Here is a 24,189-nt window from a genome sequence, read left to right as displayed (position 1 = left end):
GGAGAAGATATTGTGAAATCTGTAAATGATATAAGCACGCTGGAATTTCATCATCGCCAGGGCGGACAATTCCGCTGGATTACTATTTCCACGCTCCTCCTCGCCATCGGTACGATTTTGCATCTCGTTTCGCCGAGCGTCTTCGGCATTACGCCGAATTGGACCATTGCCACGTATTGCGTGGCCATTTGCCTGACGAAACCGTCGTACCGACAGGCCTTCGGCATCGGCCTCGTGGCGGCTCTTGTCAATGTACTTACGTCCAAGTCGGGCTTTCCCTACGGCAATCTGGTCAGCGAACCTTGCGGTGCCTTGACCTGCGCTTTTCTTGTGAAGAATCTGGATTTTTTGAAGATTAAAAAATATTCACTTTTACCTGTTCTCAGCGGGTTTCTCGCGACCTGTGTCAGCGGCGGTGCCTTTGTGACAATTTTGAAGTTCGTCATGAACCTGCCTGATGGAGTTTATTTTACGGCCATGCTGCCTCTCGTCGCGGCTATCGGCCTCTTAAACGGTGTCGTTACACCGCTCATGTATTTTCCTGCACAGCGCCTCTTTGCGGCTCGAGGCTTTTTGGATGAAAGTGAAGGCGAGTGTGTTTCCGACCACAGCGAATACGATCTGAAGCCTGCCACGGATGCACTTATTTCTCTCGAGCACGTAAGCTATATTTATAACAAGCGAAAAATACCGATATTAAGCGATGTTTCGCTTACTGTGAATAAAGGAGACTTTCTCGTCGTCACCGGTGAGAGCGGCAGCGGTAAAAGTACCCTGTGCCTCGCCGTGACGGGTGCCGTACCGCATTACTTCGGCGGCGTCATGAAGGGCATGGTTTACGTGAAAGGACAGGCGACGACGCAGTCGACCATTGTGGAACTGGCCAAGCACGTCGGCATGATGCTGGACGACTATGACAGCCAACTGGTTGCCATGACGGTAGAAGAAGAAATTGCTTTCAGTTTAGAAAATATGGGCATGAAGACGGCGGAGATCGAAACGGCCATCGAAGCGGCTTTGGAAAAAGTCGGCCTGACGGAATACAGGAAGCGAAAGCTTTCCGACCTTTCGGGCGGTCAGCGGCAGCGCCTCGTCATTGCCGGCGTTTTGGCGACGAACCCGGAAATTCTCGTTTTTGACGAACCTACGTCGGCTCTCGATCCGGAGGGAACTCATGAATTTTATGAGCTCGTGCATGAATTGAACGTAAAATACGGCCATACGCTCATAGTCAATGAACAGTCCTTGGAAGCGGTCGTACCTTATGCCAATCGCCTTGTTCTATTGGAAGAAGGGCGCGTTCTTTGCGACAGCGACTTGGAAACGACCTTGCGCTACATGTACGAACACAATGTGTGCAAGAGTGCCGTGCCGCAAATATTCGCCTGCCAGCTCGATTTCGAAAAAGCCGGTTTTAAGCCGCCTCACACATGGCTTACGGCCGATGCGGCAGTAGAGGATTTACAAAATATCGGCTAATCATACAAAACGGCGATTCTCTTTCCGAGTCTCGTCGTTTTTGATATGAAAGAGAAAAATTATACCGTCGTTGCAGGAGAATTCCGAAGGATAGAAAATTTGACGCCCTCTGCTCTTATATATATAATAAATACAATTATGAGAAAAAGGAGAAGAGCCATGAACATTGTTGATGAATTGACTTGGCGCGGTGCGGTCAACCAAATGACTGATGAAGCGGGATTGCGTAAATTGACGGAAGAAAAGAGTGTCTCTTTGTATTGCGGCGTCGATCCGACGGGCGACAGCATGCATATCGGGCACTTAATTCCCTTTATGATGTTAAAACGCTTTCAATTGGCAGGTCATCATCCGTATATCGTTATTGGTGCCGGCACAGGTGTTATCGGAGATCCGAGCGGGCGTAAGACGGAACGGCAACTGCAAACAGTGGAACAAATTGCGGCTAACGGTGAAAAACTGAAAAAACAGTTTACCCACCTTTTCGGCGAAAATTCGAATATTTCCGTTGTCAACAACTATGACTGGCTGTCTAAATTGGATCTTCTCGGCTTTTTGCGCGACTATGGAAAATTGTTCAGTATTAACGTAATGCTTGCAAAAGACGTTGTTGCGAGCCGCCTCGACGCGGGCATTTCTTTTACGGAATTTTCATACCAGATTCTTCAGTCCGTCGACTTTCATCATTTACTGAAAACGTATGACGTGCAGCTGCAAATAGGCGGTGCCGATCAGTGGGGAAATATTACGTCCGGCATCGATATGATTCATAAGATTGAAGGAGCCGAACAGGAAGCATACGGTCTTACGATTCCTCTCATGCTCAAGTCGGACGGCACGAAATTCGGCAAGACGGCCGGCGGCGCTATCTGGCTTGATCCGGAAAAGACATCGCCCTTTGAATTCTACCAATTTTGGCTTAACCAGGATGATGCCGATGTAGTGCGGTATTTGAAATTCTTTACTTTCCTCGGTCAGAAGGACATCGAAGAGTTGGCAACGGCCGTTCTGGAAGAGCCGGAAAAACGATTGGCTCAGCGCCGGCTGGCGGAAGAAGTTACGCGCTTTGTTCATGACGATGCGGCACTTGAAGAAGCGCAACGAATTACGGAAGCCCTGTATCACGGCAGCATTGCGGAGCTCAAGAAGAGCGAATTGGAACAGGCATTCGGAAAGATGCCGACCGTAACGGTCGGAGCGGATGAGAAAAATATTGTCGACTGGCTTGTTGATTCGACCATTTACAAGTCCAAGCGCCAGGCCCGTGAAGACGTGCAGAACGGTGCCGTTACGATCAACGGTGTAAGAGTGACGGACCTCGATGCGGTCGTTACGCCGCACAAAAACTCGGAAGGGAAATATATTATCGTCCGTAAGGGGAAGAAGACATATACCTTGGCGAAAGTAAAAGAATAAAAATTCCAAGGATGTGATTAAATATTAATTATTGACCGAGACACTTTCGTATGCTATAATAACTCATTGCAGAATATCCGGCAGAAGGTTTATTTTTGTCTACGGAGGAATGATTCCGGATCAGAAGAAAATCAAGCAAGGTTCACGTTACGTCAGAGCCTTGCTTTTTTGTCGCTTTTTCCGTAAGCAAAAACTTTCGGCTTTAAAGAGATGTACTTTTTATAAGGGGTGAAGTAACAGCATGTTCAAACCTGTACAGGTAGGGAAACGAACTCGGTATACGTATGCAAAAATTAACGAGGTCCTGAAGATGCCTCATTTGTTGGATTTGCAAATCAAATCTTACGAATGGTTTTTGGAAAAAGGGCTGAAAGATATTTTCAGAGATATTTCTCCTATTGAAGACGCGGCAGGGAATCTCTCGCTGTCCTTTGAAAACTTTTCCCTCGGAGAACCGAAATATGATATTCGCGAATGTAAGGAGCGGGATACGACGTATGCAGCGCCTCTTCGCGTGCAAATTCGCCTCTTAAATAAAGAAACCGGTGAAATCAAAGACCAGGAAGTATTCATGGGTGATTTCCCTTTGATTACGGACACGGGCACGTTCATCATTAACGGCGCTGAACGCGTTATTGTCAGCCAGTTGGTCCGTTCCCCCGGCGTGTATTACGGCCGTGAAATAGATCCTATGGGTATTCGTCTCTACAGTTCCACGATTATTCCGAATCGCGGCGCCTGGATTGAACTGGAAACGGATACGAACGGAATCGTCTACGCCCGTATTGACAGAAATCGAAAAATTCCCGTAACCGTACTGATTCGTGCACTCGGATGGCAGACCAACGGCGATATTATGGAGCTTTTCTATAATGATGCCCGTCTGCAGGCCACCTTTGAAAAAGATACGACAGAAACGCAGGAAGAGGCATTGATCGAAATTTATAAAAAACTCCGCCCCGGCGAACCGCCGTCGGAAGAGAGCGCGCGCAGCCTTTTTGAAGGTCTTTTCTTTGACCCCCGGCGTTATGATATGGCACGCGTCGGCCGTTATAAAGCGGGACGCAAGCTCGGTTGGGAGCACCGCCTTTTCGGTTTGACTCTCCATCAACCCGTTGTCGACCCCGAGACGGGAGAAGTAGTTGTGGCGGCGCATACGGAAATCGGTGCCAATGAAATCGGGACGATTAAAGACAGCGGTGTATTCAACCATGACGGTCTGGTGGAAGTATTCGTTGAAAAACAGGACGGCTCCGTTTATAAAATTATTTGCAATAACAGCAATTTGCCTTACGATCACCGTACGATTACGCGGGAAGACATTATTGCCAATATCAGCTATTTGCTGAATCTCATGGACGGCTTCGGCAACGTGGACGATATTGATCACCTCGGCAACCGTCGCCTGCGCTGTGTCGGTGAATTGTTGCAGAATCAGTTCCGTATCGGCCTGACACGGATGGAACGGGTTGTGCGCGAACGCATGACCGTGCAGGATTCGGAAACGATTACGCCGCAGGTGCTGATCAACATCCGCCCTGTTGTGGCGGCAATTAAAGAGTTTTTCGGCTCCAGCCAGTTGTCTCAGTTCATGGATCAGACGAATCCCCTTGCGGAGCTTACGCATAAGCGTCGTCTCAGTGCGTTGGGACCCGGCGGTTTATCGCGTGAACGGGCGGGCTTTGAAGTGCGTGACGTACATCATTCACACTACGGCCGCATGTGCCCCGTTGAGACGCCGGAAGGACCGAATATCGGTTTGATTTCGTCCCTTGCATGTTTCAGCAAAGTAAATGAATTCGGTTTTATTGAAGCGCCCTATAGACGAGTCGATAAGGCGACACACATTGTTACGGACGATGTCTATTACATTACGGCCGATGAAGAAGAACAGTATATTATTGCCCAGGCGAACGAACCGCTTGCGGCGGACGGCACCTTCGTCAACGAACGCGTCGCCTGCCGTCACGGTGAAGCGGTTTTGGAAGTGGAACGGGATCGCGTCGATTTTATGGACGTATCGCCTAAGGAAGTGGTTTCCGTCGGTACATCCATGATTCCTTTTCTCGAAAATGATGACGCCAATCGTGCGCTTATGGGCGCGAATATGCAGCGCCAAGCCGTTCCCTTGCTCCGCACACAGGCTCCGCTCGTAGGTACGGGTATGGAATATAAGGCCGCCTGCGACTCGGGAGTTTGCGTTCTCGCCAAACGGGCCGGTAAGGTAACGCGCGTTACAGGCGATGAAATCATTGTTCTTGCCGATGATGGCGGCATTGACACGTACAAACTCATCAAGTTCGTCCGCTCCAACCAGAGTACCTGTATCAATCAGCGGCCCATTGTCTATAAGGGCGATTACGTCGAAAAAGATCAGGTCCTTGCCGACGGCATGGCTACGGACGGCGGTGAATTGGCCTTGGGTTACAATATCCTTGTCGCTTATATGCCTTGGGAAGGGTACAACTATGAAGATGCCGTCCTTCTCAGCGAAGAACTGCCGAAAAACGATATTTACACGTCCATTCACGTAGAAGAATATGAATGCGACGCCCGCGATACTAAATTGGGCGCCGAAGAAATTACGCGCGAAATTCCGAACGTCAGCGAAGACAGTACGAAAAACCTTGATGAAAACGGGATTATCATGGTTGGTGCCGACGTATTTCCCGGTGATGTACTCGTCGGTAAGGTTACGCCTAAGGGGGAAACGGAATTGACCCCGGAAGAACGCCTTTTGCGCGCTATTTTCGGCGACAAAGAACGGGAAGTCCGCGATACGTCGCTGCGCGTGCCGCACGGCGAATCGGGCAAGGTCGTCAAAGTGCGCGTCTTCTCCCGGGAAAATAATGACGAACTGCCGCCGGGCGTAAACAACCTCGTCCGCGTCTATATCGCCCAGAAACGTAAGATTCACGAAGGCGATAAAATGGCCGGCCGTCATGGTAACAAAGGCGTCGTTTCCCGCGTCATGCGTCAGGAAGATATGCCTTTCCTTCCGGACGGCACATCCGTACAAATCGTTCTCAACCCTTTGGGCGTTCCGTCCCGTATGAACATCGGACAGATTTTGGAAACCCACCTCGGTTGGGCCATGCACGAAATCGGTGTTCAGATTATGAATCCCGATAATAAGCTCGCCGAAAAATTAAAGGAAGTCGGTTACGATCTCGATGCATACGGTATGGTTAAGGCCGATAAAGCAGGTGTCCACATTGCGACGCCCGTCTTTGACGGTGCCCATGCGGAAGATGTCTTTGACGTATTGCGTGCCGTAAGTTTGCCGGAAGACGGCAAAACCGTTCTTTACGACGGCCGTACGGGCGAACCTATGGATCGCCGCGTTACGGTCGGCTATACGTACTTCCTCAAGCTGCATCACCTCGTAGATGACAAGATTCACGCACGTTCGACCGGCCCGTACTCTCTCGTTACGCAGCAGCCTCTCGGCGGTAAAGCCCAGTTTGGCGGCCAGCGCTTCGGTGAAATGGAAGTTTGGGCTCTGGAAGCATACGGTGCGGCATACACATTACAGGAAATGCTTACGGTTAAGTCCGATGATGTCGTCGGTCGTGTCAAGGCGTACGAGAAAATCGTCAAAGGTGAAAATATTCCCGAACCGGGAGTTCCCGAATCGTTCAAGGTTCTTTTGAAGGAATTGCAGGCCATCGGGTTAGATGTCCAAATCCTCAATGAAGACAGCGAAGAAGTGGTCATTAAGGAATTGGATGATGAAGACGATGCGGAACCGGATACGGGTAAGAACGATGAAATTCGCCATATTATGGAAAGTGAAGCAGTAACGGAACCGGTCGTTCGCACCGATGAAGAAGCGCCTGCTGAAGAAGCGGAAGCTGTCGACAACGGTGATGAAGCGGAGTTAATCGGTATGAGTTATGATACGGCTCTCGCCGACGATGACAAGGATACGGAAGAATAAGGATGCAGTACAGAAGGGAGCGGTATTAGTGCTGGACGTAAATGAATTTGATTCCATGCGAATCGGCCTGGCTTCGTCGGAAAAGATTCTTGAATGGTCTCACGGCGAAGTGAAAAAACCGGAAACCATTAATTATCGTACGTTAAAGCCGGAACGGGACGGTTTATTCTGTGAACGCATTTTCGGGCCTACAAAGGACTGGGAGTGTCATTGCGGCAAATATAAACGTATTCGCTATAAAGGTATTGTCTGCGATCGCTGCGGTGTCGAAGTAACCCGCTCGAAAGTGCGGCGTGAACGGATGGGCCATATTAAACTGGCTACACCTGTTTCTCATATTTGGTATTTCAAGGGTATTCCCAGCCGCATGGGCCTTGTCCTCGATATCTCGCCGCGCTCTTTGGAGAAGGTGCTTTACTTTGCATCGTATATCGTTCTCGATCCGGGCGACACGCCTTTGCAGAAAAAACAGCTGCTCACGGAGATGGAATATCGTCAGAATTTGGACATGTACGGCGAAAAATTCCGCGTCGGCATGGGTGCCGCGGCTATTAAAGAATTGCTCCAGGCACTTGATTTGGAAGCACTCGACAGGGAATTGCGCGAAGAACTGCACGATTCCTCCGGTCAGCGCCGTGTTCGCGCTATCCGTCGACTGGAAGTCATTGAAGCTTTCCTCCACTCGGGAAACAAACCGGAATGGATGATTATGGACGCAATCCCCGTCATTCCGCCCGAATTGCGGCCTATGGTACAACTTGACGGCGGCCGCTTTGCCACCTCCGACTTGAATGATCTCTATCGCCGCGTTATTAACCGGAACAACCGCTTGAGCCGCCTTCTTGAATTGGGAGCTCCCGATATTATCGTACGTAATGAAAAGCGTATGCTCCAGGAAGCGGTCGATGCGCTTATCGATAACGGCCGCCGCGGCCGTCCCGTAACGGGTCCCGGAAACAGAGCGTTGAAATCCCTTTCGGACATGCTCAAGGGGAAACAGGGCCGTTTCCGTCAGAATCTTCTGGGCAAACGTGTCGACTATTCGGGCCGTTCCGTTATCGTTGTCGGGCCGGAACTGAAAATGCACCAGTGCGGCTTGCCGAAAGAAATGGCCTTGGAACTGTTCAAGCCCTTTGTTATGAAAAAGCTTGTTGAAAACGGACAGGCTACGAATATTAAGAATGCAAAAAAGCAGGTGGAACGCGTTAATTCCAATGTTTGGGACGTTTTGGAAGATGTTATTAAAGAACATCCCGTTCTTTTGAACCGCGCCCCGACGCTGCACAGATTAGGCATACAGGCATTTGAACCGATTCTTTGGGAAGGACGGGCCATCAAACTTCATCCCCTGGTCTGCACGGCGTACAATGCCGACTTTGACGGCGACCAGATGGCCTGCCATTTGCCCCTTTCCGTAGAAGCTCAGTCCGAAGCACGGACACTTATGCTTTCTGCTCACAATATCCTGGCGCCGAAAGACGGCAAACCTGTTGCCGTACCGACACAGGACATGGTGCTCGGCGCGTATTACTTGACTATGGTCAAACCCGGTGCCATGGGCGAAGGCAAATCCTTCTCCAATTTCGACGAAGTCATGCTGGCATACGATGCCAAGGTCATAGATATCGGTGCCCTTATTAAGGTGCGAATTCCCGGCCACGGCATGATTGAAACGACGGCAGGTCGTATGCTTTACAACAACCAGCTTTTTGAAGAGCTGCGCCGCTACCATACGGACAAAGTCATGGTCTTTGCGGATCCTCATGATACGATTTTCGCTTACGAAAACGGCCTCATTGATGACAATCATCTTGTCAGAATTAAAGAAGAGGGCGGCCGTATCCGTGATTGGAGCTTCAGCGCCCTGAAAGAACACTGCGGTATCGATCTTTTGGCAGTGCGTCCGAAGGTCGCACGTAAAGTGGATAAAGAAGCTGTTGCAGCTTTTGAAAAGGATAAGGAATACGTTGATGTGCATTGCCTCGGCGTTCTTATGAACAAGAAGCAAATCGGCAAGCTCGTTGCGGACTGCTTCCACCTCGTAGGCAATACGGAAACGGCAACTCTCCTCGACCGTATTAAGGCCATCGGTTACCACTATGCGCGTCAGGCCGGCATGTCCATTGCCATTTCGGACATTCAGGTGCCGGACGAGAAAAAAGCCATTCTCGGCAAAACGGATGCGCAAGTACTCCGGGTCACACAAATGTTTATGCGCGGTCTCATTACGGAAGATGAACGGTATCGCAAAACCATCGCCCTTTGGGAAAAAGCGACGGACGACGTAACGGAAGCCATGATGGACAATATGGATCCGTTTAACTCTATCTTCATGATGGCCGATTCGGGTGCTCGCGGCAACAAACAGCAGATTCGTCAGGTTGCGGGTATGCGCGGCCTTATGGCCGACCCGTCCGGTCGAATTATCGATCTGCCTATTAAGGCCAATTTCCGTGAAGGCCTGTCCGTATTGGATTACTTTACGTCCAGTCACGGCGCCCGCAAGGGTTTGGCCGATACGGCCCTGCGTACGGCCGACTCGGGGTATTTAACGCGTCGTCTTGTTGACGTATCGCAGGACGTCATCGTCCGTGAGGACGATTGTGATGTATTCGGTCTCGACATTGTGCGTGAACGGGCGCGCCTCGCCGGATCCGTCCGGCAGGCAGTCAATCTGTTGCGGGAAAAGTTAATCGGCCGCGTCCTTGCGCGTGATGTGATCGACGCGGAAACGGGCGAGCTCGTCTTTGCGGAAGATCATATTCTCAGCAATGATGACCTGGATGTAGTAGTGGAGCGCAAGATTCCGCAGCTTCTCCTGCGCGGCAGCCAGATGGATATTAACGATGACCTCAACCACACGAACGTCATCGAAACGGTCGCTCTCGGTGCGCCGGAAGAAAGCATTCGTGCGGCCCTGCGCGATGCCATGGTGGAAAACATGCTCGGCAAGACCGTGGAAAAGACGGTCTACGATTCAACGGGCGTGGAAATTTGCCCGGCCGGCACGGCCTTGACGGAAGACGCGATTGAACGCATTCTCGTGAGCGACGCAACGGAAATTCGCGTCCGCAACAACGATATTCGCGGTGTCGAAGTGACGGCCATCGTCGAAGGTGACGGGGTTATTGAACCGCTCGAAGACCGCATCGTCGGCAGAACGGCTGCAGAAACGCTGGTAAACTCCGATACGGGCGAAGTCATCGTGCCCATTAACGAAGAAATTATGGAAGCCCAGGCGAAGGAGGTCGTCAAGTATTACGACAAAGTCCGCATTCGCTCCGTTCTTACCTGCCGCAGTCGATACGGTGTTTGCGCCAAGTGCTACGGCCGGGATTTAGGCACGGGCGGCAAGGTCAATGTAGGTGAATCCGTCGGCATCATTGCGGCTCAGTCCATCGGCGAACCGGGCACACAGCTGACCATGCGTACTTTCCATACGGGCGGCGTCGCATCGGCCGGCGATATTACGCAAGGGTTGCCGCGTGTCGAAGAATTGTTTGAAGCGCGTAAACCGAAGGGGAACGCTATTGTCACGGAAATCGACGGCGTTGTCTCCATTACGGAAAAAGAAGATCACGAAGACATTCATATTGTTCACGTTACGGCTGAAGACGGCGAAGAAAAAAGCTATACCATTCCGTACGGCGCACACCTCGTCGTTCATGAAGGCGATACAATTGAAAAGGGAAGCCGCATTACGGCAGGGTCCATCAATCCGCACGATATTCTGCGCATTCAGGGAGTAGAAGATACGCAGCGCTACCTCGTTTACGAAGTGCAGAAGGTCTATAAATCGCAGGGTGTTGAAATCAATGACAAGCACATTGAGGTCATCGTTCGCCAGATGTTGCGAAAGATGAAGATTGAAGACTCCGGTGACGCGGAAGTACTGCCCGGTGATTATGTGGAAATGAATACGTACGAAGATATGAATCGGCGCATTCAGGCGTCCGGCGGCAAACCGGCAGTCGGCAAGGTCATGCTCCTCGGTATTACGAAGGCCGCCTTGGCGACGGAATCCTTCCTGTCGGCCGCATCCTTCCAGGAAACGACCCGTGTTTTGACCGATGCGGCCATTAAGGGAAAAGTGGACCCTCTGCTGGGCCTTAAAGAGAACGTCATTATCGGTAAACTCATTCCTGCCGGTACGGGCATGAGCCGGTACCGCAAGGTAAAGGTAGTAAAGCCGATTCCCATCATTGAATGTGATACAAACGAAGCAAGCCCGGCAGATCCCGTATTTGCAGGGGAAGAATAAGGGCAGGAGGCCGCTGCGAGGCGGCCTCTTTTTGACAATATATGCTACAATAAAATGACACCGGTGCCCGGTATTACAAGGAGGGATGCATATGCTGGGGAATTTTGAATATGTCAATCCGACAAAATTATATTTTGGCAATAAGTCTCTCGATTATTTACAGAAAGAGCTGCTCAAGTACGGTAAGAATATTGTCCTTATTTACGGTGGCGGTTCTATTAAGAAGAACGGTATTTACGATCAGGTCTTGGAAATCCTCAAAGCCTGTGATAAAAATGTCGTCGAAGACGCAGGCGTCATGCCGAATCCGACGAGCGATAAGCTTATAGAAGGTGCGAAAATCGCCAAAGCCCATAAGGCGGATCTGCTCCTTGCCGTCGGTGGAGGGTCCGTCTGCGACTATGCCAAGGCCGTTTCCGTTTCGGCCTATTGTGACGACGACCCGTGGGAAAAGTACTTTATCCGTATGGAAAACATCGACAATCCCGTTATCCCCGTCGGCTGTGTCCTCACTATGGTCGGCACGGGATCTGAAATGAACGGCGGATCCGTCATTACGAATCGCCGTGTAAATCGTAAAATCGGCCGCGTCTTTAAGGAAGATGTATTTCCTAAATTTTCCATACTCAACCCGGAATACACCCTGACCTTGCCGAAGTATCAAATGGTAGCCGGTTTTTTCGATATTATGTCCCATATACTGGAACAGTATTTTTCCGGCGAAGACGACAACACGTCCGATTATGTCATGGAAGGTCTCCTGCGCTCTCTCATTCATTCGGCGCGCATTGCCGTCAAAAATCCACAGGACTATGAAGCGCGCAGCAACATCATGTGGATTGCCACGTGGGCGCTCAACACATTCGTCGCCAAAGGCAAGAAAACGGATTGGATGGTTCACATGCTCGGCCAGTCCATCGGCGCCTATACGGATGCAACGCACGGCATGACGCTGTCTGCCGTGTCCTTGCCGTATTATTATCACATCCTTGCGGCTGGCCTGCCTAAGTTTAAGCGCTATGCCGTAAATGTCTGGAATGTCGACCCGAACGGCAGGACGGATGAAGAAACGGCTAAAGAAGGACTGGAACGGATGCGTGCATATATGGAAGAAATCGGTGTTGTCATGCACGCCCGTGAACTGGGCCTGACGGAAGATATGATCGAGGGCGTTGCCGACGGTACGTTCATTCTGAAGGGCGGATATAAAGTACTCAGCCGCGATGAAGTCGTAGATATTTTAAAAGCAAGCCTGTAAGACAAAACATAGTTGAATAATTATGATGAAAGGGGCGGAATAGGGGTTTCGCCTCTTTTCTTTTGCCCGTCAAAATAGATGTACAAGATACTATGGGACACTAGGGGACGTGTAATAATGAATGTTATTTATTTGCGGCATGTTACGGTAAAAAGATTGACAGGGAAATATAGGAATGCTACAATACGTAAGTGTCGCAATGAGTGTTGCGTCTAATTTGCATGGGTAAGGAGTGAATTTCGTGAGCTTGGAAGCGTTGCACAAGGCCCGCAAGACGGTAGGTGCCAAACAAACCTTAAAAGCAATGAAACGAAATGAAGTGACCTTGGTATACGTCGCTAAAGACAGTGATGCCCGTGTTACTTGTCCGCTTACGGACTGTGCCGCCGAAACGGGAATACCCCTTAATTCCGAATACACTATGGAAGAACTCGGCGCGGCATGCCGCATTAAAGTAAAAGCGGCAGCCGTCGGTCTGTTGGATTGATTTTCGGTAATATCATCTGAAGGGCCTTGTCCTATGATGGTTACAATATAAATCTAATTGTTTGGAGAGGAGGTGTCCATATGCCAACAATCAGCCAATTGGTGCGCAAAGGTCGTCTGCGTTCCGTAAAGAAATCTACGGCGCCGGCCTTGAAGGAATGCCCGCAAAAGCGTGGTGTTTGCACGCGTGTATACACGGCTACGCCTAAGAAGCCCAACTCCGCTTTGCGTAAGGTTGCCCGTGTTCGCTTGACGAATTCCATCGAAGTAACGGCTTATATTCCCGGCATTGGTCATAACTTACAGGAACACAGTGTTGTACTGATCCGCGGCGGTCGTGTCAAGGATCTTCCCGGTGTACGTTATCATATCGTGCGCGGCGCTTTGGATACTGCAGGTGTTACAGATCGCAAGCAGTCCCGTTCGAAATACGGCGCTAAAAAGAGCAAATAGGTTTTTGCCGCAGTAATTTGATGACTTACATTTAAGGAGGAATTGAACATGCCCAGAAAAGGCCCCGTGCCGAAGCGCGATGTGTTGCCGGATCCGGTATATCATTCCAAGCTGGTAACGCGCTTCATTAATAAAGTTATGTTGGACGGTAAAAAAGGCATTGCCGAATCGATCGTATATGATGCGTTCGATATTATCCGTTCAAAAATGAACAAAGATCCTATGGAAGTGTTTGAACAGGCTCTCAACAATGTTATGCCTGTACTCGAAGTTCGCGCCCGTCGTGTCGGCGGCGCCAACTATCAGGTTCCCGTTGAAGTACGGGCGGATCGTCGCCTCTCCCTCGGTATTCGCTGGACTGTCGGCTACGCCCGCAAGCGCGGTGAACGGACGATGAAAGAGAAACTTGCCGCTGAATTGATGGATGCCTTCAATAATGCCGGTGCTGCCGTCAAGAAGAAGGAAGACACGCATAAAATGGCTGAAGCCAACAAGGCGTTCGCTCATTATCGTTGGTAAGAGCAAGTTACTATTATTGAGGAGTGGAAGAACATCGTGGCAAGAGAATATTCCTTGGAAAAAACGAGAAATATCGGTATCATGGCTCACATCGATGCCGGTAAAACCACGACGACGGAACGTATCCTTTTCTATACCGGTCGCGTTCATAAAATCGGCGAAGTTCATGACGGCGCCGCAACAATGGACTGGATGGCACAGGAACAGGAACGGGGGATCACGATTACCTCTGCGGCTACAACGGCCCATTGGAAGGATCACCGCATTAACATTATCGATACGCCGGGGCACGTTGACTTCACTGTCGAAGTTGAACGTTCTTTGCGTGTACTTGACGGCTCCGTTGCCGTTTTCTCCGCAAAGGGCGGTGTGGAACCTCAGTCCGAAACCGTATGGCGCCAGGCTGAACACTACAAGGTACCGCGCATTGCCTTTATTAATAAGATGGATACGACAGGTGCAGACTTCCTGAATTGTGTAGATATGATGAAGGATCGTCTCCAAGCCAATGCCGTTGCCATTCAGCTGCCTATCGGTGCTGAAAACGACTTCACCGGTATTATCGACCTCGTTACGATGAAGGCTGAAATTTACGGTGATGATCTCGGTAAGGAAATCAATGTTGTCGAAATTCCCGACGACATGAAAGACCGGGCTGAAGAATATCATCAAATCATGATTGAAGCAATCTGCGAAACGGATGACGCTCTCATGGAAAAATACCTGGAAGGCGAAGAACTGACGGTTGATGAGATGAAGAAAGCTATTCGCAAAGCGGTTGTAACGAACGCTATGTTCCCCGTGCTCTGCGGTTCCGCTTACAAGAACAAGGGCGTACAGATGTTGCTTGATGCCGTTGTCGATTATATGCCGTCGCCGTTGGACATCCCCCCGGTAAAGGGTATCATTCCGGAAACGGAAGAACCGGCTGAACGAAAAGCGGACGACAAGGAACCGTTCTCCGCCTTGGCATTTAAAATCATGGCCGACCCCTTCGTCGGCAAACTCGCATTCTTCCGCGTCTATTCGGGTACGTTGGAAGCGGGTACGTATGTATTCAACTCAACGAAAGGGAAGAAAGAACGTGTCGGCCGTATCCTGCGTATGCATGCCAATCATCGTGAAGAAGTTCAAACGGCGTATACCGGTGATATCGGTGCCATTGTCGGCCTGAAAGACACAACGACAGGTGATACGCTCTGCGATGAAAAGGCCCCGATTATTTTGGAAAAAATGGAATTCCCCGAACCGGTTATTTCCGTTGCCGTTGAGCCGAAGACGAAAGCGGATCAGGAAAAGATGGGTGTTGCCCTCTCGCGCCTGGCCGAAGAAGACCCGACGTTCAAGGTTAAGACCGATGCCGAAACGGGTCAGACCATTATTTCCGGCATGGGTGAATTGCACTTGGACATTATCGTCGACCGTATGTCCCGCGAATTTAAGGTCGATTGCAACGTAGGTAAGCCTCAGGTTGCATATCGTGAAACGATTCGCAAGACCGTTAAGCAGGAAGGCCGTTTCGTGCGGCAGTCCGGCGGCCGCGGTCAGTACGGCGATTGCTGGCTTGAGCTCATTCCGCAGGAACCGGGCACAGGCTTCGAGTTTGAAAATAAAATCGTCGGCGGCGCTATTCCCCGCGAATACATCGGTTCCGTTGAAGCAGGTGTTAAGGAAGCGATGGAAACGGGTGTGCTTGCAGGTTTTCCTGTAGTTGACGTCAAGGTGGTTGTCTTTGACGGTTCCTATCACGATGTGGACTCGTCGGAAATGGCATTTAAAATTGCCGGCTCCATGGGCTTTAAAGAAGGCGCCCGCAAAGCGGATCCCGTCCTTCTCGAGCCGTATGTGAAGGTTGAAGTCGTCGTTCCGGAAGATTACATGGGCGACGTCATCGGCGACCTGAACTCCCGCCGCGGTCGTGTAGACGGCATGGAAATGCGCAGCGGTGCGGAACATATCAATGCCTTCGTTCCGTTGGCTGAAATGTTCGGCTATGCAACGGACCTGCGTTCCAAGACGCAAGGCCGTGGTGTGTATACGATGACTTTCGACCACTACGAAGAAGTTCCTAAAAACGTAGCGGAAAAAGTTATCAGTGAAAAAGGCTAAAATTTAATCGCATTGGAGGAAAAGTAACATGGCAAAAGAAAAATATGAAAGAACCAAACCGCATGTCAATATCGGAACGATCGGTCACGTCGACCACGGCAAAACAACACTGACCGCGGCAATTACGAAAGTCTTGTCGGAAAAGGGCTATGCCGAATTCTCCGACTATGCCAATATCGATAAGGCGCCGGAAGAACGGGAACGCGGTATTACGATTAATACGGCACACGTGGAATATGAAACGGATAAGCGCCACTATGCACACGTAGACTGCCCGGGCCACGCGGACTATGTAAAGAACATGATTACCGGTGCCGCACAGATGGACGGCGCCATCCTGGTGGTAAGCGCAGCCGACGGCCCCATGCCGCAGACGCGTGAACATATCCTGCTGGCCCGTCAGGTAGGCGTACCGGCAATGGTCGTATACCTGAACAAGGCGGACCAGGTAGATGATCCGGAACTGATCGAACTGGTGGAAATGGAAGTACGGGAATTGTTGAGCTCCTATGATTTCCCGGGAGATGAAATCCCCATCATCGTAGGGTCGGCGTTGAAAGCGTTGGAAGGCGACGAAGAAGCGAAGAAGAGCATTCTGGATCTGATGGATGCCATAGACGACTACATTCCGACGCCGGACCGGCCGACGGACAAACCGTTCCTGATGCCGATAGAAGACGTCTTCACCATAACGGGGCGCGGCACGGTAGCGACGGGGCGCGTAGAACGGGGCACGGTGAAGGTCGGCGACACGGTAGAAATCGTGGGCATGTCGGAAGAAGCGAAGACGACGGTAGTAACGGGCGTAGAAATGTTCCGTAAGCTCCTTGACCTAGCAGAAGCGGGGGACAACATCGGTGCCCTGCTGCGGGGGATAGACCGCAAGGAAATCGAACGGGGACAGGTATTGGCAAAGCCGGGGTCGATACATCCGCATACGAAGTTCAAGGCACAGGTATACGTATTGACGAAGGATGAAGGGGGACGACATACGCCGTTCTTCACGAACTACCGGCCGCAGTTCTACTTCAGAACGACGGACGTGACGGGAGTGATTCAGTTGCCGGAAGGGGTAGAAATGTGCATGCCCGGGGACAACGTAAAGATGGACGTGGAACTGATTACGCCGATTGCGGTGGAAGTGGGATTGCGATTTGCAATACGCGAAGGCGGCAGAACGGTGGGAGCCGGCGTGGTATCGGAAATCGAAGCGTAAGCATAGCATATAGGGATAGTGAGAGGAGTCTCGCATTGTTTCGGCAGTGCGGGGCTCTTTGCATTTGCGGGGGAGACGATGCATTTTATTCGTTCGCTCCGGCGAGGCCTGATGCTTACTCATAAAACGCATCGCCTATTATGGGAACCGGTCCGGCAGCTTTGTATCGGCGTAACGGATTTTGTATCCTGTCGAGTTGGGGAGCGCCTGCAGAAAAGGCTGCGAAAAAAGTGTCCGGAAAAGGCAAAAATATGGTAAAAAACGGCTTGCATACCATATGGTTTTGTAGTAAAATGGTCAAGTACGCGGCAATGGGATTCGTATGCCCTTTTTACGGCTGCGTAGAAAACTATGAAACGGGATGTTGCCCGGTTTCGGGGAAACTCCCGCGGAGCAGTTCGTTCCGGGAAACGAACGATAGGAGGAATTACGTAATGGCAAAACAGGAAAGAATCAGAATTCGCCTCAAAGCGTACGATCACAAAACATTGGATCAGAGCGCGGCGAAAATCGTCGACACGGCAAAACGGACAGGCGCAATGGTATCCGGCCCGATTCCCTTGCCGACGGAAAAGAACATCTTCACGATTCTGCGTTCACCGCATGTAAACAAAGACTCTCGTGAACAGTTCGAGTTACGCACACACAAGCGGCTGATTGACATATTGGAAGCGTCCAATAAAACAGTCGATGCTCTCATGCGGCTTGATCTGCCTGCAGGTGTGGACATTGAAATCAAATTATAGGAGGAGGTGCGATTATGTCTAAAGCTATTTTGGGTAAGAAGTTGGGAATGACCCAGATCTTCACCGAAGAAGGCGCGGTAGTTCCCGTCACCGTCGTAGAAGCTTCTCCGAATGTAGTTGTACGTGTAAAGACCGTTGATACGGACGGTTACAATTCCATTCAGCTGGGCTACGGCGAAATCAAAGAAAAACACTTAACCAAACCCGTTAAGGGTCAGTTCGACAAGGCAGGCGTAAGCCCTGTCAAATATTTGCGCGAACTGCGTCTGACAGATACACCGGAATATACGGTAGGCCAAACTCTGGCAGCTGATATTTTCGCAAGCGGCGATCTCGTCGACGTAGTTGGCACCACGAAAGGGAAAGGATTTGCCGGCACGATTAAACGTCACGGTTTTCACCGCGGACCTATGGGTCACGGTTCCAAGTCTCATCGTGAACCGGGGTCTCTCGGACCTATGATTTCCGGCGGTGGCGGTAAGGTCATCAAAGGTAAAAAACTTCCTGGACAGATGGGTGGTAATCAGGCTACGGTTCTTCACCTTTCCGTTGTAAAAGTCGACATGGAAAAGAACCTTATTTTGATTAAAGGCGGTATCCCCGGTGCCAAGGGCAGCCTTGTCATGATTCGCGATACTGTAAAACCCCGATAAAACGTGTAAACGGGAAGGAGGATATATAGAATGCCGAAAGTAAGTACGTATGATATTACCGGCGCACAGACCGGTGAAATAGAATTAAACGACAACGTATTTGGCGTTGAAGTGAACGAAGCCGTTATGAGACAGGCTGTGCTTCGCCAATTGGCTAATGAACGGTTGGGCACGCATGCCACGAAGACGAGAGGCCTCGTACGCGGCGGCGGCAGAAAACCGTGGAGACAAAAAGGAACCGGCCGGGCACGTGTAGGCAGCACGCGCAGTCCTTTGTGGGTCGGCGGCGGTACCGTGTTCGGACCGCATCCCCGTTCGTACGAACAGAAGATGCCCCGTAAAGCAAGGCGCCTTGCCGTAAAATCCGCTTTAAGCGACAAGGTAAACACGAATGAATTGTTCGTATTGGATGAAATCACCTTAGCCGCACCGAAGACGAAAGAAGTCGTTAAAGTAGTTAACAACTTCAAATTCGGCGGCGAGAAAGTATTGTTTATTACAGACGGCGATGATGTTATGGCACGTTGCTCTCATAACATTCAAGGCGTAAAATCCGTTTCTGCGGAAAATATGAATATCTTCGATCTTCTTCATTATACGAAGCTGTTCATCACGAAGAGTGCCGTGGCAAAGATTGAGGAGGTGCTCGCATAATGATTATGCATGATATCTTATTAAAACCGGTCGTTACGGAAAAGACCACCATGCTCATGTCTGACGGTAAATACACCTTTAAGGTGCCTCTTAGTGCCAATAAAGTAGAAATCCGTAAAGCCGTTGAAGCCATTTTCGGTGTGAAGGTCAAAAGCGTAAATACGCTGCGCATAACCGGCAAGATGAAACGTATGGGTAAATATGTCGGCAAGCGGCCGGATTACAAGAAAGCTGTCGTAACACTTCAAGAGGGCGAAACAATCGAATTCTTTGAAGGGGCTTAAGAAACGAGATAAAGGAGGAGGCACTATATAATGGCCATTAAATCATTTAAACCGTACTCTGCCGGCCGTCGGTTCATGACCGTTTCGTCGTTCGATGAAATTACAACGTCGAAACCGGAAAAATCTCTGTTGGCTAAAGTAACCAATAAGGGCGGTCGTAATAACAGCGGCAGAATGACGGTTCGTCATCAGGGCGGCGGGCACAAGCGCCGTTATCGTTTGATCGATTTTAAACGTATTAAAGATAATATTCCGGCTAAGGTAGCTACGATCGAATACGATCCTAACCGTTCCGCCAACATTGCGTTGCTTGTTTATGCGGACGGCGAAAAGAAATATATCATTGCTCCGCACGGACTGACTGTCGGCACTGTCATAGTCAGCGGTCCCGAATCGGATATAAAGATCGGCAACGCCTTGCCCTTAGGCCGCATTCCCTTGGGTACGATTGTCCACAATGTGGAACTGAAAATCGGCAAGGGTGCGCAGATCGTTCGTTCTGCCGGTTCGTCGGCACAGCTTATTGCCAAGGAAGGAAATTACGCGTTGCTCAGACTTCCTTCCGGCGAATTGCGTCAAGTACATGTAAACTGCCGTGCTACAGTCGGTGCCGTCAGCAATCCGGATCATGAAAACATTACTATAGGTAAAGCGGGCCGCAGCCGGTGGCTGGGTATCCGTCCGGGCAACCGCGGTGTTGTCATGAATCCGTGCGATCATCCCCATGGCGGCGGTGAAGGTAAGTCGCCTGTCGGCCGTAAACGTCCCGTTACGCCTTGGGGTAAACCTGCATACGGCGTAAAGACGCGTGATGCGAAGAAAGCTTCCGGCAAGTTCATTGTGAAGAGACGCAAATAAGTCGTGAAAGGAGATATATAAGTGTCCAGATCCGTAAAAAAAGGCCCGTTCGTTGCAGCTCATCTGGTTAAAAAGATTGACGCCATGAACGAAGCCAATGAAAAGAAAGTAGTAAAAACATGGTCGCGCGCATCTACGATTTTGCCGAACTTCGTGGGACATACAATCGCCGTTCACGATGGCCGCAAACACGTGCCCGTATATATTACAGAAGATATGGTTGGCCATAAATTGGGTGAGTTCGCGCCTACCCGTACATTTAAAGGCCACGCTAAATCGGAAAAAGTTACAGGATAAGGGAGGTAACCACAGATGGAAGCAAGAGCAATTGCTAAACATATCCGTATAGCTCCCCGTAAAATCCGTATTGTAGCTAATTTGGTTCGGGGCAAAGATGTGAGCGAAGCTTTGGCAATTTTGAAGTTTACACCGAAAGTAGGCTCCAAGGTTGTAGAAAAAGTTATTCGCTCTGCAGCTGCTAATGCGGAACACAACAACGACATGAACGTAGGTTCCCTGTTCATTTCGGAAATTTTTGTCGACCAGGATTCGACAATGAAGCGAATTCATCCGCGCAGCCGCGGGCAGGCGTTTAAAATTCTTAAAAAATCCAGTCATGTGACTGTCGTAGTAAAAGAAAAAGCATAAGGAGGGAAAGGTAGTGGGTCAAAAAGTAAATGCCCATGGGTTTCGTGTCGGTGTTGTAAAACCTTGGGATGCCAGATGGTATGCTGAGAAGGATTATGCAACGCTTTTGAATGAAGATGTGCGAATCCGTGAATTTTTAAAGAAACAGCTTTATGTTGCAGGTGTTTCACGTATTGAAATCGAACGTTCCGCCAAGAGAATCAAATTGGTTATCCACACGGCAAAACCGGGGATGGTAATCGGTCGCGGCGGTGCGGGCATTGAAGATATTAAAAAAGCCTTGAAAGCGTTTACGACGAAGACCGTCGATGTCAATATCGCTGAAATCAAGCAGTCCGAATTGGATGCCACCTTGGTTGCGGAAAACGTTGCAGGCCAGCTCGAACGCCGTATCGGTTTCCGCCGCGCCATGAAACAGAGCATCGGCCGCACTATGCGTATGGGTGCACAGGGGATTAAAATCATGTGTTCCGGACGTTTGGGCGGTGCGGAAATCGCGCGCAGCGAAAGTGTTCGCGACGGCTCCATTCCCTTGCATACGCTTCGTGCCGACATTGACTACGGTACGGCCGAAGCGCATACAACTTACGGCTGCATCGGCATTAAATGCTGGATTTACAAGGGTGAAATCTTGCCGGAAGCGAAGAAGGCTCCGCAACAGAAAAGACGGAAAGGGAGTGCTGAATAATGTTAATTCCGAAGAGAGTAAAGCATCGTAAGCAGTTCCGCGGCCGTATGAAAGGGACAGCGCAGCGCGGCAATAAAGTCGCTCACGGCGATTACGGCTTGGTCGCGTTGGAACCGGCTTGGATTACGAACCGTCAAATCGAAGCGGCTCGTATTGCTATGACCCGTTACATCAAACGTGGCGGTAAGGTTTGGATTAAAATTTTCCCGGATAAGCCTGTCACGGCCAAACCGGCTGAAACGCGTATGGGTTCCGGTAAGGGTGCTCCCGAATACTGGGTAGCCGTAGTAAAACCGGGCCGCGTCCTTTTTGAAATGGGCGGTGTTAATCCCGTAATTGCCCGGGAAGCTATGCGTCTTGCAGGACATAAACTGCCGATTAAGACGAAGTTCGTTATTAAAGGTCAAGAATTAGGTGGTGAATAAAATGAAGGTTAAAGAAATCCGTGCTCTGAGCGCTGCCGAAATGGATGAAAAGGTGGTTAGCCTTAAGGAAGAATTGTTTAACCTCCGTTTTCAACATGCGACCGGCCAATTAGAGAATCCGATGCGTATTCGTGAAGTAAAAAAGACGATTGCCCGTATTAAGACAATCCAGCGTGAAGCTGAATTACGTGCATAACATATAAGTCGGAACTTGGAAATCTAAAAGGAGGTCACAACACAGATGGAAAGAAATGAACGGAAAGTCCGCGTAGGCAAAGTTGTCAGCGATAAAATGGATAAGACCGTTGTCGTTGCCGTTGAATATAAAGAACAACATAAGCTTTATAAGAAGCCGATGATTACGACTGTAAAGTTCAAGGCGCATGATGAAAACAATGAATGCCGTATGGGCGATATTGTGCGTATTGAAGAAACGCGTCCCTTGTCCAAGCAGAAGCATTGGCGAGTCGTGACGGTAGTCGAAAAAGCTAAATAAGCTTGATTAATTAGGAGGTTAAGCCATGATTCAGCAAGAAACTATGTTGAACGTTGCCGATAACACGGGAGCTAAAAAAGTCTTGTGCATTCAAGTCATGGGCGGTTCGTATCGTAAATACGGCAATATCGGTGATATTATCACTGCCACTGTCAAAGATGCAACACCCGGAGGCGTTGTCAAGAAAGGTGACGTCGTCAAGGCTGTTATTGTTCGTTCCAAGAAGGGATTGCGTCGCGCCGACGGATCATATATCCGGTTTGATGAAAATGCGGCAGTCGTGATCAATGCAGATAAAAGCCCTAAAGGTACTCGTATCTTCGGGCCCGTTGCCAGAGAATTGCGTGAAAAAGATTTCATGAAAATCATCTCCTTGGCACCGGAAGTGTTGTAGAGCGGAGGAGGTGTTCCAAGATGGGAAAGATGCATATCAAAACCGGTGATACGGTCGTTATCATCGCAGGTAAAGATAAAGGCAAGAAGGGTAAGGTCATTGCCGCGTATCCGAAAAAGGACCGCGTTGTCGTAGAAGGCCTCAATCAGGTTAAACGCCACACAAAACCGAGTCAGAACAATCCTCAAGGCGGTATTATCACCAAGGAAGCTCCCCTTCACGTTTCCAACGTTATGCTCGTCGACCCGGAAAGCGGTAAACCGACTCGCGTCAGAACCGTTATTCAGGCGGACGGCACAAAAGTGCGCACTGCCGTAAAGAGCGGCAAAGCTATCTAATAGGAAGGGAGGGCCTTGAGAGTGTCCAGATTAAAAGACAAATATCTTTCTGAAGTTGTAAAAGGCTTACAGGAAAAATATACTTACAAAAACGTAATGCAGATTCCGAAGGTGACGAAAGTCGTAATCAATATGGCCGTAGGCGAAGCTGTCGGTAACTCTAAAGCATTGGACGCGGCTGTCGGTGATATGACGATTATTTCCGGCCAGAAACCGGTTATTACGAAAGCCAAAAAATCCATTGCGGCGTTCAAAATTCGTGAAGGCATGAATTTGGGCTGCAAAGTTACGCTTCGCGGCCGACGCATGTATGAATTCCTCGACAAACTGATGAATTTGGCATTACCTCGCGTTCGTGATTTTCACGGCATCAGCGCAACCGGTTTTGACGGCCGCGGCAACTATACACTCGGCTTGAAAGAACAGTTGATCTTCCCGGAAATTGAATACGATAAGATCGACAAGGTTCGCGGCATGGATATTACGATTGTCACGTCGGCAAACAGCGACGAAGAAAGCCGCGATTTGCTGGCCTTAATGGGAATGCCTTTTGAAAAGCAGCAATAAGGAGGAAAATATAGATGGCAAAGAAGTCGATGCTTGAACGCGAAAAGAAACGCGAAAAGATAGTAGCCAAGTATGCCGCGCTTCGTGCGGAATTAAAAGCTAAAGGCGACTATGAAGCACTTTCCCGCCTGCCGGCCAACGCGTCGCCGGTACGGCTGCATAATCGTTGCAAAGTGACCGGTCGTCCTCACGGCTATATGCGTAAATTCGGTATCAGCCGTATCACATTCCGTGAATTGGCCTATAAAGGCCAAATTCCTGGCGTTCGTAAAGCCAGCTGGTAACGTATAAACGAAGGGAG

The 24,189-nt window shown here is 49.9% G+C and carries 25 protein-coding genes; all 25 read left to right on the top strand.

The window, feature by feature from the left end:
• Positions 1-12 precede the first annotated feature (12 nt).
• The 25 genes from BQ2674_RS05875 to rpsN all read left to right on the top strand — a co-directional run bounded on the left by BQ2674_RS05875 (position 13) and on the right by rpsN (position 24,172).
• Positions 13-1,479: a tryptophan transporter gene (locus BQ2674_RS05875; protein ID WP_075572886.1), complete on the top strand. Its 1,467-nt coding sequence runs from the start codon at positions 13-15 to the stop codon at positions 1,477-1,479.
• Between the two features lie 159 nt (positions 1,480-1,638).
• A complete protein-coding gene (gene tyrS / locus BQ2674_RS05870) occupies positions 1,639-2,895 on the top strand; it encodes a tyrosine--tRNA ligase (protein ID WP_075572885.1) in 1,257 nt (418 codons plus the stop codon).
• A 241-nt stretch (positions 2,896-3,136) separates the two neighbouring features.
• Positions 3,137-6,835, top strand: coding sequence for a DNA-directed RNA polymerase subunit beta (gene rpoB / locus BQ2674_RS05865; RefSeq protein WP_075572884.1), 3,699 nt, complete (start codon positions 3,137-3,139; stop codon positions 6,833-6,835).
• A 28-nt stretch (positions 6,836-6,863) separates the two neighbouring features.
• A complete protein-coding gene (gene rpoC, locus BQ2674_RS05860; protein WP_075572883.1) occupies positions 6,864-11,096 on the top strand; it encodes a DNA-directed RNA polymerase subunit beta' in 4,233 nt (1,410 codons plus the stop codon).
• Between the two features lie 91 nt (positions 11,097-11,187).
• Positions 11,188-12,354 carry an iron-containing alcohol dehydrogenase gene (locus BQ2674_RS05855; RefSeq protein WP_075572882.1) on the top strand — a complete coding sequence of 389 codons (1,167 nt, stop codon included), beginning with the start codon at positions 11,188-11,190 and terminating at the stop codon, positions 12,352-12,354.
• Between the two features lie 241 nt (positions 12,355-12,595).
• On the top strand, positions 12,596-12,841 hold the full coding sequence (locus BQ2674_RS05850; protein ID WP_075572881.1) for a ribosomal L7Ae/L30e/S12e/Gadd45 family protein: 246 nt from the start codon (positions 12,596-12,598) through the stop codon (positions 12,839-12,841).
• Between the two features lie 80 nt (positions 12,842-12,921).
• Complete coding sequence (gene rpsL, locus BQ2674_RS05845) at positions 12,922-13,293, top strand: 30S ribosomal protein S12 (RefSeq protein WP_075572880.1); 372 nt, start codon at positions 12,922-12,924, stop codon at positions 13,291-13,293.
• A 48-nt stretch (positions 13,294-13,341) separates the two neighbouring features.
• Complete coding sequence (gene rpsG, locus BQ2674_RS05840) at positions 13,342-13,812, top strand: 30S ribosomal protein S7 (RefSeq protein ID WP_075572879.1); 471 nt, start codon at positions 13,342-13,344, stop codon at positions 13,810-13,812.
• A gap of 36 nt (positions 13,813-13,848) precedes the next feature.
• Entirely contained in the window at positions 13,849-15,921 is a 2,073-nt protein-coding gene (gene fusA, locus BQ2674_RS05835; RefSeq protein ID WP_075572878.1) for an elongation factor G, read from the top strand.
• Positions 15,922-15,949: 28 nt separating this feature from the next.
• Complete coding sequence (gene tuf / locus BQ2674_RS05830; protein WP_075571962.1) at positions 15,950-17,137, top strand: elongation factor Tu; 1,188 nt, start codon at positions 15,950-15,952, stop codon at positions 17,135-17,137.
• 434 nt (positions 17,138-17,571) lie between these two features.
• Positions 17,572-17,883 (top strand): 30S ribosomal protein S10, encoded by a 312-nt coding sequence (gene rpsJ, locus BQ2674_RS05825; RefSeq protein ID WP_006791160.1) that lies wholly within the window; start codon positions 17,572-17,574, stop codon positions 17,881-17,883.
• A gap of 14 nt (positions 17,884-17,897) precedes the next feature.
• The gene (rplC, locus tag BQ2674_RS05820) at positions 17,898-18,536 is read left to right on the top strand and encodes a 50S ribosomal protein L3 (protein ID WP_075572877.1); all 639 of its coding nucleotides are present in this window, start codon (positions 17,898-17,900) and stop codon (positions 18,534-18,536) included.
• A gap of 30 nt (positions 18,537-18,566) precedes the next feature.
• The gene (gene rplD / locus BQ2674_RS05815) at positions 18,567-19,190 is read left to right on the top strand and encodes a 50S ribosomal protein L4 (protein WP_075572876.1); all 624 of its coding nucleotides are present in this window, start codon (positions 18,567-18,569) and stop codon (positions 19,188-19,190) included.
• The gene (gene rplW, locus BQ2674_RS05810; RefSeq protein WP_075572875.1) at positions 19,190-19,474 is read left to right on the top strand and encodes a 50S ribosomal protein L23; all 285 of its coding nucleotides are present in this window, start codon (positions 19,190-19,192) and stop codon (positions 19,472-19,474) included. Before rplD ends, rplW begins: the two co-directional genes overlap by 1 nt.
• A gap of 30 nt (positions 19,475-19,504) precedes the next feature.
• Positions 19,505-20,332, top strand: coding sequence for a 50S ribosomal protein L2 (gene rplB / locus BQ2674_RS05805; protein ID WP_075572874.1), 828 nt, complete (start codon positions 19,505-19,507; stop codon positions 20,330-20,332).
• Positions 20,333-20,353: 21 nt separating this feature from the next.
• Positions 20,354-20,629, top strand: a complete 276-nt coding sequence (rpsS, locus tag BQ2674_RS05800) for a 30S ribosomal protein S19 (RefSeq protein ID WP_075572873.1) — start codon at positions 20,354-20,356, stop codon at positions 20,627-20,629.
• A 15-nt stretch (positions 20,630-20,644) separates the two neighbouring features.
• Positions 20,645-20,980: a 50S ribosomal protein L22 gene (rplV, locus tag BQ2674_RS05795; RefSeq protein WP_075572872.1), complete on the top strand. Its 336-nt coding sequence runs from the start codon at positions 20,645-20,647 to the stop codon at positions 20,978-20,980.
• A 13-nt stretch (positions 20,981-20,993) separates the two neighbouring features.
• A complete protein-coding gene (gene rpsC / locus BQ2674_RS05790) occupies positions 20,994-21,668 on the top strand; it encodes a 30S ribosomal protein S3 (RefSeq protein ID WP_075572871.1) in 675 nt (224 codons plus the stop codon).
• Positions 21,668-22,093: a 50S ribosomal protein L16 gene (gene rplP / locus BQ2674_RS05785; protein ID WP_075572870.1), complete on the top strand. Its 426-nt coding sequence runs from the start codon at positions 21,668-21,670 to the stop codon at positions 22,091-22,093. Before rpsC ends, rplP begins: the two co-directional genes overlap by 1 nt.
• A 1-nt stretch (position 22,094) precedes the next feature.
• A complete protein-coding gene (rpmC, locus tag BQ2674_RS05780) occupies positions 22,095-22,289 on the top strand; it encodes a 50S ribosomal protein L29 (protein WP_075572869.1) in 195 nt (64 codons plus the stop codon).
• A gap of 45 nt (positions 22,290-22,334) precedes the next feature.
• The gene (gene rpsQ / locus BQ2674_RS05775) at positions 22,335-22,589 is read left to right on the top strand and encodes a 30S ribosomal protein S17 (protein ID WP_075572868.1); all 255 of its coding nucleotides are present in this window, start codon (positions 22,335-22,337) and stop codon (positions 22,587-22,589) included.
• 25 nt (positions 22,590-22,614) lie between these two features.
• Positions 22,615-22,983 (top strand): 50S ribosomal protein L14, encoded by a 369-nt coding sequence (rplN, locus tag BQ2674_RS05770; protein ID WP_006943106.1) that lies wholly within the window; start codon positions 22,615-22,617, stop codon positions 22,981-22,983.
• Positions 22,984-23,003: 20 nt separating this feature from the next.
• Positions 23,004-23,321: a 50S ribosomal protein L24 gene (gene rplX / locus BQ2674_RS05765; protein WP_075572867.1), complete on the top strand. Its 318-nt coding sequence runs from the start codon at positions 23,004-23,006 to the stop codon at positions 23,319-23,321.
• 21 nt (positions 23,322-23,342) lie between these two features.
• Positions 23,343-23,888, top strand: a complete 546-nt coding sequence (gene rplE / locus BQ2674_RS05760) for a 50S ribosomal protein L5 (RefSeq protein ID WP_075572866.1) — start codon at positions 23,343-23,345, stop codon at positions 23,886-23,888.
• Positions 23,889-23,902: 14 nt separating this feature from the next.
• Complete coding sequence (gene rpsN, locus BQ2674_RS05755) at positions 23,903-24,172, top strand: 30S ribosomal protein S14 (RefSeq protein ID WP_075572865.1); 270 nt, start codon at positions 23,903-23,905, stop codon at positions 24,170-24,172.
• The last annotated feature ends 17 nt before the right edge of the window (positions 24,173-24,189 follow it).

The sequence above is a fragment of the Megasphaera coli genome, assembly GCF_900095855.1.
In the GTDB taxonomy this organism is placed as follows: Bacteria; Bacillota; Negativicutes; order Veillonellales; family Megasphaeraceae; genus Megasphaera; species Megasphaera massiliensis_A.
This window is presented reverse-complemented; position numbering and strand designations above follow the sequence as displayed.